Here is a 14,466-nt window from a genome sequence, read left to right as displayed (position 1 = left end):
CGGCCTGTCCGGCCCTCTCCCGGTCCATCACCGGGCTTCCATCTGTCCGCGTTGCTCCACTGAACCAGAAGGAACCACTCCGCCATGCGCGCAAGACTGGCCCTCCCTGTCGCCCTCGTCGCCGCCGTCGCTGTCGCCGCCACCGCGTGCGACTCCTCCTCCGGGAAGAACGCGGCCACCGGCCCGGACAAGAAGGACGTGCCCAAGGCCGCCTCGGCCGCCGCCGACTACGACCCCCAGCCGTACGACAAGCTCAAGGACGGTGGCACGTACACCACCGCGGGCACCTTCGACGACCAGGGCAACCCGTTCAACGTGAACGCCACGCTCACCGCGGCCCGTGTCTGGGCCTGGTACAACGCCGACGCGATCACGTTCTCGCCCACCGGCGAGGTGCAGTACAACCCGGACTATTACAGCGACGTGAAGGTCACCGTCGAGGGCGGCAACCAGAAGGTCACGCTGACAATCAACCCGAAGGCCACCTTCAACGACGGAACGCCCATCGACTGGACCGCGATCAAGGCCACTTGGACGGCCAACAACGGTTCGAACAAGGCATACGACGCCTCATCCACGGACGGCTACGGTCAGATCGCCTCGGTCGAGCAGGGCGAGAACGCCAAGCAGGCCGTCATCAACTTCAAGGGCGTTGACGCCTCGTGGTCGTCCTTGTTCAGCACCTTCCTGCATCCGAAGGCCGCCACCGTCGACAACTTCAACAAGGCGTACGTCAAGAAGGCCCACCCGGAGTGGGGCGCCGGTCCGTATACGGTCGGCAAGTGGGACAGCCACTCGGGTGACATCACCTTCGTCCGCAACCCGAAGTGGTGGGGCAAGAAGGGCAGGCTCGACAAGCGCATCTACGTCAACCTGGAGTCGACGGCCGCGGTCAACGCCTTCAAGAACGGTCAGCTCGACTACACCTCCGCCGTCGACGCCGAGAGTCTCAAGCAGGTCAAGGGGCTCAAGGACACCGAGATCCGCAGCGGTGGCAGCCCGTTCGAGTATTCGCTCTACCTCAACACGAAGTCGCCGGTCCTCTCGGACCAGGCCGTCCGCAAGGCTGTCCTGGAGAGCATCGACCGCCCGCAGATCGCGAAGATCCAGTTCCAGGGGCTCGACTACCAGGAACCGCTGCCCGGCTCGGCGGTGCTGTACAGCTTCCAGAAGGGGTACGAGGACAACGTCTCGGCCGTGCTGAAGTACGCGCCGGACGACGCCGGGAAGACACTCGACGCCGCCGGTTGGAAGCCCGGTGCCGATGGCATCCGCGTCAAGGACGGCAAGAAGCTCGAAGTCGGCTACACCCTCCTTGGCGACGCCCCACTCGACAAGGCGACCGCCGGCGCCTTCGCCGCGATGCTGAAGCCCGCCGGTATCCGTCTCGTCATCAAGAAGGCCGACGAGGCGGACTTCTCCAAGATCCTCAGTGAGCGCAGGTTCGACCTCTTCTTGTCGGGCAATCGCTCCATGGACCCGTTCGGTGCCCGCTACCTGTGCGACTTCTACTGCTCCGACCACGACTCGAACTTGACAGGCGCGGGCACGGCGGCCCTGGACAAGGAGATCCGCGCGACCACTGAGATCGCCGACCTCGCCAAGCAGGCCGCCGAGGCCAACAAGGTCGAGCGACAGGCGTTGCGCCAGTATGCCTTCCTGCCGCTGTTCAGCGGCCCGTCGACCTACGCGGTGAAGAAGGGCCTCGCCAACGTCGGTGCGACCATCTTCTACAACCCGCTCCCGGAAACAGTCGGCTGGGAGAAGTAACGCCCACCCGCCGCAGGCAGTTGCTCCACAGATGGCCCGTGGGACGGGTGCGGTGGTCTCACCCGTCCCACGAAGCCTCCGGGATCAGACCGCAGGGGTCTCCGCCGTGGCAACGATCGTCGCCCGGCCCAGGATGTGCGACGCGATATTGAAACCGAGGAACGCCGGCGTGCCTTCGGCGGGGACGCCGATGTCCGCCACATCCAGGGCGTGCACGGTGATGAAATAGCGGTGCGGGCCATGACCGGCCGGCGGCGCGCCACCGACGAAGCGAGCCAGTCGTGCGTCGTTCGGTATCTGGAAAGCACCGGCCGGCAGGCCCGAACCGCTGTCGTCCCCGGCTCCTTCGGCGAGATCGGTGACATCGGCCGGGATATTCGCGACGGCCCAGTGCCAGAAGCCGGACTGCGTTGGCGCATCCGGGTCGTACACGGTCACCGCGTAGCTCTGCGTGCCCGCGGGCGCGCCGGACCAACTCAGCTGCGGCGAGCGGTCCTCACCTCCCACAACTCCGAACAAGCCGGACATCTGCGCGGCCGGCAACGCCTCGCCCGGCCGCACGCTGGTGCTGGTCACGGTGAAGGCAGGCGCCGACGGCAGCCCGGCGAAGGGATCGTTCCCGTTCATTCTCTTGCGTTCCTCTCCTTGGAAACCCTGGAAGCCAACAATCGATTATTACACGGATAATCGATTAGCTGCTAGAGTCGACCTCATGCTGGAACGCGGATCACCTTCGGAGCGGCTCTACACCACGCTGCGCGCGGCCATCCTGCACGGGATGTTCGCGCCGGAGCAGGCACTCAAGCCGCAGGAACTGGCAACCGCCGAGAAGGTCAGCCTCGCCGTCGCACGCGAGACACTGCTCCGTCTGGTGGGCGAGGGCTTGGCGACCCGGCTGCCGAACCGTGGATTCGCGGTCCCTGCGGTGAACGCCGAGCGCTGGCAACAGATCGCGGAGGCGCGCGCCGTTACCGAGCCGATGATGCTTCGGCTGTCGATCGAGCGGGGCGGCGTCGACTGGGAGGTACGAGTCCGAGCCGCCCACCACCACCTCGCCCGCACGCCGCTTCAGGCACCGGGCGATACGTTCGTCTCCGACGAGTGGTCCGAGGCGCACCGCCAGTTCCACCGCGCGCTGCTTGAGGGCTGCGGCAACCCGGTACTTCTGGACAGCTTCGATCGCATGTGGACAGCGAGCGAGCTGGCCCGGCGCTGGTCCGGCGCCATCGTCCCGGAGCGGGACGGCACGAAGGAGCACAGCGCTCTGGAGGAGGCAGCCCTGAGCCGGGACGCCGAACGTGCGGCCGACCTGCTCAGCCGACACGTCCTGCGTACCGCCCGGAGCTTGACCGTACGCAAAGACTGACCTTGCGGCAGCTCGGACACATTCAGGAGACAAACATGGATATGACCGCCGGCCGCCGCTGCCACAACGTCGTCAATCCCCTGCACGTGGCCATGTACTTCGCACCGGAGCCGGCGGACGAACTCGCGGGGCTCGGGCTGGGGCGAGGGGCCATGGCCTACCTCGCGGGCCGCGCGGCCCCGCTCGGGACGGTCGGCGCGGGCACGGTCACGGCAACGTTCTACAACTTCAACCACGAGCACGTGGCCCGGTACATCCCCGCGGCATGGACGGTCACCACGCCGGAGGCGGTGCTCGCCGCGCGACTGCCCGGCGCGGACGGGACGCTGCGGCGGCTGCTCGGGGAGGAGGCTCTCGCGTCGAAGGAGATGGCCGAGGCTGCCGAACTGGCGCTGCGCGCCACCGAGGCGTGCCGCCGCGAGGCGCGGCCGTTGTACGCCGCGAACGCCGCTCTTCCCGTGCCCGAGGAACCGCACCTGGCCTTGTGGCACGCCGCGACACTCCTGCGCGAACACCGAGGCGACGGTCACCTTGCCGCTCTGGCGGTGGCCGGCCTCTCCGGGATCGAGGCGCTGGTCCTGCACAACGCCACCGGCAAGACGGTGACGTCGACCGTGCTCAAGCACACCCGCGGATGGTCCGCGGAGCAATGGACCGACGCCCGGGTCCGGTTGCGCGGACGCGGTCTGCTGGACGAGGCGGGAGATCTCACAGAGGCGGGGGTGGCCCTGCGCGGTGAGGCCGAGGCGCTTACCGACCGCCTCGACGCCGCCCCGTACGACCACCTCGGCCCGGCCGCCACCGCGCGGCTCACCGAGTTGGCCGACGGTTTCACCCGGACCGCGACGGCCGCAGGCGCCTTCCCGACGCGGTTCTTCGGCAAGGGCTGAGGCACCGGGCCGCGCCACCCAGGACGGCCGCCGGTGAGGCCGCTGGAATACGGTTTCCGCTCAGCCATGACCAGCTCAACCGCGTTCCGGCCGGCCATCCAGCCATCCGAACAGCTTGCGGCTACGCCCGACTGTTGTCAGAGTTCTGTACCGCATTTTTCCAGAATCTTTCGAGCTCTGAAGCAACCTCGGCAGGCCGCTGGAGGATTGGCCAGTGGTTTGAATCCACCCGCACCACGTGCGCGCGCATCCTTTCGCCCATGCTGTAGGCGAACTCAACCTGACACGCGGGGTCGAGCGCGCCCCAAAAGATGAGACTCGGCGCCGTGGATTTCGAAAGGTCCGGCTCCCACTCCACGCCAACCGTAACGGCAGACCGATAGAGATCGAGGATACTTTCCTTCATCACCGCATCCACATGGCGAACCATGTCGTGGGCCGAATCCTGCGGAACATCGAATCCCGCGATGAGGTCATTGGCAAATGATTCCGCTTTGAGTTCGGCCATGTACCGGTCGCCGTCGGTTGAACTCTGCCAAGTTTTGGCAAGCGGATGCCATACATAGCGAGAACTGATGGGACCGTTACCGCCGGCCCACGTACGGACCAGGTCAGGACGGAGAGAGGCGACTCTAGCGGTGAGGATACATCCCCAGTCATGACCGACGAGGTCGACCGGCTCCCCGACGCCTTCAAGCTTCGCGATGAGCCAGTCGACGTACGCCTCCTTCGTGGCCTTGAAACCAGACGGCCTTTCAGCTCCGAATCCGGGCAGGTCCCACGCCTCTACATCCGTACGGACCAGATTCTGGCGAAGCCCGTCCCACACTCGATGTGTATCCGGCACACCATGGACAAGAACGGCAGGCACGATCTTCACAACCTCACTTGATGGGAAATTTACACAAAAAGAAATGTGATGCGCACTGACTCATGATGCGGGTCGGACCACGAAGGCTCTGTTCGCCACCGCCGGAAGCGCACCTTTTTCCGTCAACCTTCTCGTACGCGTCGCGGCGCCCGGATTTGTTCCCGAGAGAGGAGACCCTCGCCGCCCGCCGAAAAAGAAATGGGGGCGACGAGGGCGTCCTGCGGACCCGGTCAGCGCACGAAGGACGTTGTCAGGTTGCTGTCCACCATGCGCGTCCGATATACGCAGGCGCACGACCGGAAGCCGTACAGCTCGGCCTCCGGCCGGACGTTGGCAGTGTGACAACAGGCCCTGCCGCAGTGGCGGATACCACGCCGGGCCGCGACCGCGGCCTGTCTGTCAGAGGTTGGAGAAACGGCCGGCCTGGGCGAGGATCTGCTCCGGGTCGTCGACCGGCGGGTAGATCCACAGTGTGTTGATGTTCTGCTTGAGGGTCTTGGCCTCCGGGCCGGTCATCTGGACCGTGCGGTCCCAGCCTTCCGTGGCGATGGCGCCGGCCGGCCCGAGGTCCAGACAGTTGGTGTAAGGGTCCGGAGTGAACGGCAGAGGGTCGGTTCCGAGGAGGTCGGCCGCCACGTTGTGTCCGGCGTACTTTCCCATCGGCTGGGCGTGCTGACAGCTCTGCACTGTGGAGTGCCCGTCCTCCGCGGGTGCGACGGCGGTGTCGCCGGCCGCGTACACATCTGGCACACCGGTCACCTGAAGGTACTGGTCCACAACCAGCCGTCCCAGCCGGTCACGCTCTCCGGGGATCTGCGACGTCAGCGGACTGGCGACCATGCCGGCCGTCCACACAACGGTCGCCGTGGGGATCACCTCACCGTCCGAGAGGGTGACCTCCTCGGGAGTCACCGATGCCACGGTGCATCCCAGACGCCGCTCTATCTTCAGCGCGTCAACCGCACTGTCGATGTGCGGGCGGGGACCGGCGCCGAGCTCCGGGCCGAGAACATCGGCACGGTCGACCAGGACGACGCGCACATCCTCGCCCGCGCCCTGTGCGTCGGCGATCGCGCGCAGCCGCTCGCCCAGGACAGTGGCGATCTCCAGGCCGGTGAAACCGGCGCCCACCACGACGGCCGTGTACAGACCGACGGACGGCGCCCGCTGAGGCAGCCGCCGCAGGTGGTGGTCGAGCGCGGCAGCCGCGGGCAGGGTGTCGATGTCAAAGACATCCTGTGCGCCCGGGAAGCTGGGACGTACCAATCGGCTGCCAACGGCCAGCACGAGTTTGTCGTAGGACAGGGTCAGTTCCTCGCCGTCCCGTCCGATGGCCCGGACACTCCGGGCCTCGGTGTCGATATCGGTCACGGTCGCGGAGTGCCGGTGTACGCCGATCGGGCCGAGGACGCGGTCCAGCGGCACCCGCATGCTCTCCGGGGCCTCCTCGTACAGCCGCGGGCGCACAACCAGGTCGTCGCCTCCGCTGACCAGGGTTACTCGCAGTTCTTCACCGGCGCTCCCGGCCTCGCGCGCGGCCCGTACGGCACCGGCCGCGCTCCACACACCAGCGAAGCCTCCACCGACAACCAGGACGTTCTTCATCGTTTCTCCCTCAGAAAGGCAGGTGCGGCTGTTCGCCGCCGGGGCGAGGCGGGCGCCCTCCCGGGGCCCGGCCTGCCGCGGCCCGCCGGGATCGACATCCGGCTCATGAACCGCGGTTCGCACACCACATCCTGGACTCTATATATCCTGGATATTGTGTGTCAAGATTCTTCTGAGCTGCGGTTTGACACTGGTGTCATCGATGGCCGGTCGAGGCGAGGGCTTCGACCAACCCCATGAACTTGTTCCAGGACATACAATGTCCGCATTATGCGAATGAGTAAGGGCGTCGAGTGGGCCATCCACACACTGCTCAACCTGGACATGATCGGGGGTGGCCCCGTGGGCAGCGGTCAGCTCGCCGAGGCCCATGGGCTGCCGGCCCCCTATCTGAACAAGCAGTTGCAGCAGCTCGCGAGAGCCGATCTCCTGGCCTCCGCGCCCGGTCCGCGCGGCGGCTTCCGGCTGACCCGGCCCCTCGAAGACATCACACTCCTGGATGTGGTGCAGGCCATCGAGGGCGACGCGCAGCTCTTCCATTGCACCGAGATCCGTTGCTGCGGCAAGATCGGCGAGCTTTCTCCGCCGCCCACCGGCGCATGCGCCGTCAAGATGGCCATGCAGCGCGCCGACGAGGCATGGCGCCAGGCCCTGGCCGCGCAGAGTCTCGCGGACATCCGGCTGGAGCTCGACCGCACTCCCACGATCAGGAGCGTTGTACGGTCCGCCCTCAACTGAGCGTCGGCGAGCCGCTACCCGTCCGTTCGACACACATTGGGCCGTATCGGGCTGCCAGTTCATGGGCTCTTGGAGCGACAGCGGCGTGCGGATGACAAACGCGTGGTCGAGGTCATACCGACCGCCGAGAGAGCGGACATGCACCGCAGGAATCGGCCTGTCCATCGCCACACTCCTCCGCTCATCGGTACGGGCCGCACCAGCCTGGTGCGTTGCCGTGCGGCTGCCCCAAGTCCCGGGGCTCCGCCCCTTCGCAAGCGGTGCCACACTCGCAACGGCCCTCTCTCACAGATAGGACCGAGTAGCGGGTGAATGTGTGACACGCGTCCGGGAAAGTGTTCCGCTCCTGTCCGGTCAGCGCGTTTCGCACCCGCGTGCCCGCCCGCACAACAGGTTGGCCGTCATGATGAGGTCCGTGACTCCGGTGTCCCGGGTCGGTCGCACGGACCGCCTGCTCGATCAGGTGCGTGACGGCTCCCGGCTGGGACACGGTGAGGCGGCTCCAGCGGGAACCGAATCGATCATTCTTTGGTCCCTGTGAGTGAAGCGGCTCGGTTCGCCGCGCGGGATGTCAGCCAGTCCGCTTGCTCGGCCAACCGGCGGCGCGGTCGTTCGGAGGAGGCACAGGGATGCACGTCGTGAGGGCGCAAGGTGAGTCGCTCACTTCCTCGCCGGGGTGCGGCTGGTACGTGCCGGCCCCAGTCCTCTCCGCCTTCGGTGTGTACGGCGGCACAGTGTGGACCATTCGGTCGTGGGCGAGTTGCCCGCTCGGGAACAACGTCAGCAACAGCACAGGGCTGCGGATGATGATGCCTGTCCTGTGGCTTTGCATGACTCTCTTGCTGCTTCTGCTCCAACTCGCACTGCGACGGCGGCCGCTTCGGGGCGGACGGGCAGTCATGTGGCTCGCACCGCTCGTGGTTGTCATCGCGCTGACTTTGCTGTACCGGTTTGGGATGGGTTGGCCATACCACCCGCCCGGCGGCCCGTGTGTGGAGGGCTATCCACTTTTCCCGTTCACGGGCAAAACGGGCCCACACACCGCCGAGTAGGCGCGCTGCCGGGTCGTCATGTGCGGAGCTGGACATCAGCACCGAGTTCACGGCCCGGTGGAGCGCGCGTCCCGTCGTCGGTCCCTACCGCGCGCCCAAGCGGGTGGAACGTCCTCAAGTCGGTTCCCTGGAGCCGCGTGGAGAGAAACGGAGGCCTTCGCGTCCGAGTCAGCAGCAGCGCACCAGTCGGAGGCGTCCTGACGCGTCCAGGTATATGCGCTGCACCTCGAATCGTTCGGGCCGGACGACCGTGCCTCCCCGGTCCCTCCGCTCCTGGGTACTGTTGGCACGCCGCAACGCCAGACGAATCGCGTCGATGGCATCGGAAGCCTGATCCACAACGTAGTAGAGCCACACTGCCTGGGAATCGGGCCCATGGACCTCCAGGCCCACCAGCCACTTGTCATCGAGGCTGAACCCGGCGCGGGCGGTGGCCGTCACGTCGGCCTGCTCTGAGGAGGACCGGAGCCGTCGCACGCGCGTCCCGGAGTTCTCACGCCGGGAGGAAGACTGATCGTGCAGGCGCCACAGCAGCTATCTCTGTCCGTTTGAAGGAGCATGATGTTCCTCTCTGTCTCAGCCGGTGATCACGTCGGGCATCGCGGTGCCTCGGTCGGTAGCGGCGAATTCTGGTTTTGCAATCAACTACCTGACCGGACAGCACTCCCCTATGTGACACGGATCTCAGCCTGAGGCTGAGACCGGTATCCCGACCAGGACCAGCGTGGGTGCTGCGACGGCGGACAGCTTTTCGCGGACGTCGAAGGGCGGCCCTTCGCCGCGAGAGGGATCCGCGTACCTCCGCAGGAACCGGCGTGCGGCCTCGAACTCGTTCTCACGTCCCCAGTGGTCGAAGAAGTACGCCGGCCTGATCGTAAGCCGCACCTTGGTGACGCCATCGTCATCGAGCTGGTCGAGGCGTGCGGTGAGGCCGTCGACGTAGGTGACCGCCTCGGGATGCCGGCTCGCACGCCGGTGTGCGCACCGGTCCATGTTCGCGACCGCGGTCGACCAGAAACTCTCGTCCGTCACCGGCGAGGTGTCGTACAGAACCAGGGACGCGACACGGTCGGGGTGAGCGAGAGCGTACCGCTGGGCGACGAAACCACCATGAGAATGTTCATGCCGTGCGGCGACAGGTCCCGGCCTCCTCTGGTGGAGGCGACGCGGGCATCAGCGCTGCTGCTGCCCGAGGCGGCCACCTTCCTCATCCATCGTCCGTCCCAGGCGAGTTGGCGGGCCGGCCGGCGGGAATCCGAAGACATCGGCGTAGAAACGGAGTTCCGCCTCCAGGCATGCCATCAGCGTCGGCTGCCGGCGGAAACCGTGCCCTTCACCGTCAAAGACGTGATGATCGTGCCGCACCGAATGCCGTTCCAGAGTCCGAACGAAGTCCTCCAGCAGCAGTGGCGGGCAGACCACGTCATCGGCGCCTTGAAACAGCAGCAGAGGTGTCGCGACGCGGTCCGCGTGGTGGACCGGTGAACGGTCACGGTAAAGGTCCGCGGACTGATGGACCGGGCCGACGAGCGTCTCCAAATAGTGTGACTCGAAGTCGTGTGTTCCTCCTTCGGCGACCGAGAGGAGATCCAGCAAAGGATAGAAAAGAGTGGCACAGGCGTAAAGATCGTCCTTGGTGACCGAGACCGCGGCGGTGAATCCCCCGGCGCTGCCGCCCCGGATCGCTATCCTTCCGGGCGCCGCCGAGCCCTCGTTGATCAGGCCTCGCGCGACCGCGGCGCAGTCTTCGACGTCGACAACCCCCCACTGCCCGCGCAGCCGCTCCCGGTAGTCCCGTCCGTATCCTGGCGTGCCGCCGTAGTTGACATCCGCGACCGCGATGCCACGCGAGGTGAAATACGCGATCTCCGGATTGAGCGCGAGTGGAGCTCTGAGACCGGGACCGCCGTGGGCCCAGATCACGAGCGGCGGCAACTCACCACGTGGCCCTGAGAAGTCGGGGTTGCGTGGGAAGTTGATATGCGCCTGGACCTCGCGGCCCTGTGGCCCGGCGAACACCCGAGCGACTGGTGCGGGAAGATACTCGGTGGCCACCGTGTGCCGGCGCGTACGGCCCACGACTGTGGCCGCAAGGGACACTGTGCTCACCTCCATGACCTCGTACGAGGTGAAGCGGCCGGCCGCGACACCGACGACCCGGTCCACCGCGGCGTCGAGATGAGGCAGCCACTCGGTCTTCTCACCAGGTACGTCGACGAGTTCGCGGCGAGCCGGGTCAAGGACGGCCAGCCGCTGCGCTCCCACACCGTGCAGAACAGCGATGCGGCCGTCGGAGAGCGGCTGGAACCAGCGATGCCCCAGACGCTGAAGGCCGGCGAACTCCTCGTCGGCCTGGTGCAGCGGTCGTGTGTCGCCGGTGTCCGGATCGACCGCGTACAGGTTCCACCACCCGGTGCGTTCGCAGGCCGCCACCAGCCCGCCGTCCACGGACCACTCGGCTTGGGCCACCGGATCGCCAGGCCCGCCCAGCAGCGTACGAGCCCCGCGCAGGAAGCCGTCCTGGGTGACGTCGGCGATCCGCAGCTCGGCCGCGTCCCAGGGCATGTGCGGGTGATCCCAGGCCAGCCAGACGGCGCGCCCGCCGTCGGGAGCGTACTGCGCCTGGGAGACGAAGCGGTGCGCCGAAGGCGACAGTTCCCGGACGCCGGAGCGGTCCGTGGCCGCCGATCCGTCGAGCGGCACCGCGGCGTGCAGCCGGCGGACATCGCCGGCGCCGTCTCCGGTGAACTCCTCCAGCACACAACGGACCTCGCCCCTCGCGAGATCGAGTACCGGTTCGGCCCACCGAAGACCGCCGCCCACAGCCGATACGGGCGTCAACGGGTACGGCGAGACGCTGCCGGGGCCGTCGGTCCGGAAGGCGTACAGTCGCTGATCCGCACAGTGTGTGAAGACGACGAGCGTGCTCCGGCCGTCCCTGGCGGCGGCCCAGGGCCGGCCACCATATTCGATGACCCGGCTGCGTACGTCCCAGGGCGCGGGCAGAAGAGACCGTGTGACACCGTCGGCCCGTCCGCGCATCAGAGCCGTTCGCCCGCCTTCGTCGGGCCGTGGTTCGACCCACCACACCTCGTCGCCGACCACACCGACGTACGAGGGCGCCGCGATCTGCCCGGCGGCCAGGCCCGCTGTGGCCGTCCGGCTGTCGACCGGTGAATGCCAGGAGCCGTAGGGAGCCACCGTACTCACAGCTCGGCCTCCCAGCGTGGTACGGAGACGCGGATGGGCCGCGCGGATGGGCACGGGCCGCCCGCGGTTCCTCGGTGCGTGCGGGCGGACATGTTGCTCATAGGAACCTCTGGGCTTGGTGGTGGTTGTCGATCGATCCCGTCGATCGAGCAGAGACCGCGTCTCGCGCGAGAGGCGAGGACAGCGGGACGGGCTGGACGCAAAGCCGGTGGTGACTGGCCGGGAGCGGTGTCCGCGCGCGGGACTCGGCGGCGACAGACTTCTTCCGAAGGTCTCTTCCACGGACGAGACCGGGTGGCGCGTGCGGAAGCCGCAGGGCCCCGCACGCGCTGACCGAGCCCGGCCCATCACGCCCTCACGGGCTCAGGCACAGGTGCGGATGAGCCAATCGGTCTCCGGGTTGCGGCCGAATGCCGGGTCGGCGGGCCGGTTGGCAGCATGGGATTCCACCATCTCGTCGAGTGGTATGCGCCGAGGCAGGAGGCTGAAGCGAGAAGCCTCTTGCGGCGCATGAACGGAATCGCGTGCCGGGACTGCTGGTCGTTCGCTCATGAGCGGTCTCCTCCAGTAGTGACGTCATCGTTCTCAGCGACGGACCGCGGAATGTTGTTCCCGTCCTGGGGCGGCTCGCTCCACCGCATCGCGACTCTGCCGCGAGGAATATCCCGGAGCCCGTCCGGAGCGTTCATGTCGATGGGAAGTACGTCATCATCGGAGGCCAGGCGGGATGCGTCAGACCGAGGCTAAGGATTGGCGCGGTAGAGGCCCCGGCCTGTTCGCCGGATACGAGAGGCACCGACGAGGCGGTCGAGTGTGGACCGGACCGCGTTGATGCTTCCCGCGTCGGTGTCGCGTCTGAGCGCCGCAGCGACATCACGGGCGCGCACATCGATGTCACCGGCGCGTGCGAAATAATCCATGATCTGTCCGGTGAGCCTGCCGTACTTCCCGTCTGTGTGGACGTCGGCCTGGAGGCCACGCGGATCGGGCTGCTCCGCGTCCCATGAGCCTACGGACTGTGGTGGCGCGGACTCGGCCTCCGGCTGTGCGGCAGCGGACACGGAAGGAGCGGTGTCACTCTCCTCTGCCCGGGGCACCACGGCAGCGACGGGCGGCTCGGCCTTTGGCGAGGCCGGCTGTGCGCCGGACGTCGTGATATACGTCGTGGCGCTTATCAGGTCCTGGAGGGCATGAAGAGCTGCCTCCACCGAGCCGAGATGGGCCACGACCGCCGTCAGTTCCCTCTCCAGTGCCTGCTTCTGGGCCGCCAGGCGAATCAGCTCATCCTTGAGCCGCTCCGCGGTGTTCTCGATATTCTGCGCCGTATGGGCTCCGGAGACCATGTGTTCCTCTCATCCTCAAACCCATCCTGCCGCACCGCGCACGCCCCGACTTCGGTGTTCCCTCGCCAGTGGTGTGACGCACATGAAGCGCGGCAGCCCGTCCGGGTTACAGGTTAGTACGGCGCGGCGGTGCGTCACCCATGAGTGGCGGGACACCATGCCCGCGGCGCCGAACGGTGAGACGTGGATGGATACATATTGGTTCTGAGCTGCCGAGGCGGCAGGCCGGACGTCTTGGTGGAGGAGCGGCGCGGCTGACGATCTTCTGGCACACGGTGCGATAACCGTTCGGTGTCCGCTGCCGGAATGGACAGTGGGTCCGCGCGCGGGCACTCCTCGCGTGTCAGTGCCGACGGGGCACGGAACGGTGAGATCGCTTCAGACATCCGCCTTCCAGACGGTTCGAGGCGGCACTTCGGGCGTGCTCGCCACAGCCGTCTTCGCCGGTTTCCGCATCGGTGAGACCCGCCGGACGGGGCAGCCAGTGCAGTGAGTCGGATATGTCGTCCATCCGAGTACTGACGGCGGCGAGCTGTTCTCGAAGCAGGCGGACGCGAGTGTCGAGCCGAGCGGCTTCGGCGGTCAGCGACTCGATGGCTGCCGCGAGATCAGGGCGGTGGTCGGGCTCTCGGAACATCATGCGTCTTTCTTTGTCACGGGCTTTGTCACGGGGTTTGTCACAGGGTTTGTCACAGGGTTTGTCACAGGGTTTGTCACGGGGTTTGTCACGGGGTTTGTCACGGGCCGGAAGCTTCGCGTTACAGGAATGCAGGCAGGCGGACGGGACGCGCCCGCGCGGGAGGCATGGTTCGGCCACCGTGCGCTGCGGGCAGCGCCGCGGCTGATCTTCGGGGCTCCGACTCGTAACACCATGTTCCGGTCCCTTCTTCACTGCACGGACTTGTGCGAACGCTGCTCAAGCCGTTCATCCACATTGACCGGACGGGAGCGACGGCTGTGACAGTTCCACTCACGAAGGAGCAGACCATCGGGTAATCGATCGCACGGTGAGTGCCTGACCGGTTCATGCGTACAAAACGAACGGCCGGCGCGCTCTTGGGCTTACACACCGTGTGTTTCCCGTCTGGACCGAGCGGCCGGCGACTCCGCCCGGACCCTTGAGTCGTGTCCGGTCGTCCTGCGTGGATCAGGCGTCTGGTGCGGTGCATCGCAAAAGGCGGAGGATCGTCCTCGTACCGGAATTCCCTCCCGGTTTGCCCGGGTCGCACGGATAGACAGTGTCGAACACTGCCCACAGACTGTGAGACAGTGTGATCGGATTCGGCTGATCACCGGGCACACCTGGTGTCGGTCCCATGCGGGCGCTCGGCTGGCGGTGACAAGCAGCAACCAGGCGTCGGCACCGCTTGAAATTCCACACACTGTCCCGCGTCGGCGAGACCCCGAAGACGTATCGACGATCCCTCGGCCACTCTTCCTCAGCCGCGGCTCCTCCCGCTGTTCCGGCTGCGGTCTCTCTCAGACGTCTCCCCTGTGCACGAAAGGCAATATCCATGGCTGCGCTGTTCTACGACGACGATGCCGACCTGTCCATCATCCAGAACCGCAAGGTCGCGGTCATCGGTTACGGCAGTCAGGGCCATGCCCACGCGCTGTCGCT

General features: G+C 66.9%; 12 protein-coding genes and 1 pseudogene. 5 read left to right on the top strand and 8 right to left on the bottom strand.

From position 1 onward, the window contains the following. Positions 1-84 precede the first annotated feature (84 nt). Positions 85-1,770 (top strand): ABC transporter family substrate-binding protein, encoded by a 1,686-nt coding sequence (locus PV679_RS19030; RefSeq protein WP_319681501.1) that lies wholly within the window; start codon positions 85-87, stop codon positions 1,768-1,770. Between the two features lie 84 nt (positions 1,771-1,854). Here the strand turns inward: PV679_RS19030 and PV679_RS19025 are convergent, their stop codons facing one another. Further along, positions 1,855-2,397, bottom strand: a complete 543-nt coding sequence (locus PV679_RS19025) for a YbhB/YbcL family Raf kinase inhibitor-like protein (protein WP_319681500.1) — start codon at positions 2,395-2,397, stop codon at positions 1,855-1,857. 85 nt (positions 2,398-2,482) lie between these two features. On the opposite strand from PV679_RS19025, the gene PV679_RS19020 reads away from it, so the two are divergent. Next, a complete protein-coding gene (locus PV679_RS19020; protein ID WP_319681499.1) occupies positions 2,483-3,136 on the top strand; it encodes a GntR family transcriptional regulator in 654 nt (217 codons plus the stop codon). Between the two features lie 35 nt (positions 3,137-3,171). Further along, on the top strand, positions 3,172-4,026 hold the full coding sequence (locus tag PV679_RS19015) for an SCO6745 family protein (RefSeq protein WP_319681498.1): 855 nt from the start codon (positions 3,172-3,174) through the stop codon (positions 4,024-4,026). A gap of 121 nt (positions 4,027-4,147) precedes the next feature. Here PV679_RS19015 and PV679_RS19010 read toward each other — a convergent pair whose 3' ends face one another. Next, entirely contained in the window at positions 4,148-4,897 is a 750-nt protein-coding gene (locus PV679_RS19010; protein ID WP_319681583.1) for an alpha/beta hydrolase, read from the bottom strand. Positions 4,898-5,296: 399 nt separating this feature from the next. Continuing rightward, positions 5,297-6,502 (bottom strand): NAD(P)/FAD-dependent oxidoreductase, encoded by a 1,206-nt coding sequence (locus PV679_RS19005; RefSeq protein WP_319681497.1) that lies wholly within the window; start codon positions 6,500-6,502, stop codon positions 5,297-5,299. 270 nt (positions 6,503-6,772) lie between these two features. On the opposite strand from PV679_RS19005, the gene PV679_RS19000 reads away from it, so the two are divergent. Then, positions 6,773-7,240 carry an Rrf2 family transcriptional regulator gene (locus PV679_RS19000; RefSeq protein WP_319681496.1) on the top strand — a complete coding sequence of 156 codons (468 nt, stop codon included), beginning with the start codon at positions 6,773-6,775 and terminating at the stop codon, positions 7,238-7,240. Positions 7,241-8,460: 1,220 nt separating this feature from the next. Here PV679_RS19000 and PV679_RS18995 read toward each other — a convergent pair. The 5 genes from PV679_RS18995 to PV679_RS18975 form a co-directional block, all read right to left on the bottom strand. After that, the gene (locus PV679_RS18995; protein WP_319681495.1) at positions 8,461-8,733 is read right to left on the bottom strand and encodes a hypothetical protein; all 273 of its coding nucleotides are present in this window, start codon (positions 8,731-8,733) and stop codon (positions 8,461-8,463) included. A 243-nt stretch (positions 8,734-8,976) separates the two neighbouring features. Further along, entirely contained in the window at positions 8,977-9,324 is a 348-nt protein-coding gene (locus PV679_RS18990; protein WP_319681494.1) for a hypothetical protein, read from the bottom strand. A 141-nt stretch (positions 9,325-9,465) separates the two neighbouring features. Then, positions 9,466-11,502: an alpha/beta hydrolase family protein gene (locus tag PV679_RS18985; RefSeq protein ID WP_319681493.1), complete on the bottom strand. Its 2,037-nt coding sequence runs from the start codon at positions 11,500-11,502 to the stop codon at positions 9,466-9,468. 363 nt (positions 11,503-11,865) lie between these two features. Next, complete coding sequence (locus tag PV679_RS18980) at positions 11,866-12,054, bottom strand: hypothetical protein (RefSeq protein ID WP_319681492.1); 189 nt, start codon at positions 12,052-12,054, stop codon at positions 11,866-11,868. 191 nt (positions 12,055-12,245) lie between these two features. Beyond that, positions 12,246-12,845 (bottom strand): hypothetical protein, encoded by a 600-nt coding sequence (locus PV679_RS18975; RefSeq protein WP_319681491.1) that lies wholly within the window; start codon positions 12,843-12,845, stop codon positions 12,246-12,248. Positions 12,846-14,359: 1,514 nt separating this feature from the next. Here PV679_RS18975 and PV679_RS18970 point away from each other — a divergent pair. Further along, positions 14,360-14,466: pseudogene (locus tag PV679_RS18970) on the top strand (ketol-acid reductoisomerase); the annotation flags it as partial.

It is taken from the genome of Streptomyces sp. AK02-01A (assembly GCF_033795305.1).
In the GTDB taxonomy this organism is placed as follows: Bacteria; Actinomycetota; Actinomycetes; order Streptomycetales; family Streptomycetaceae; genus Streptomyces.
This window is presented reverse-complemented; position numbering and strand designations above follow the sequence as displayed.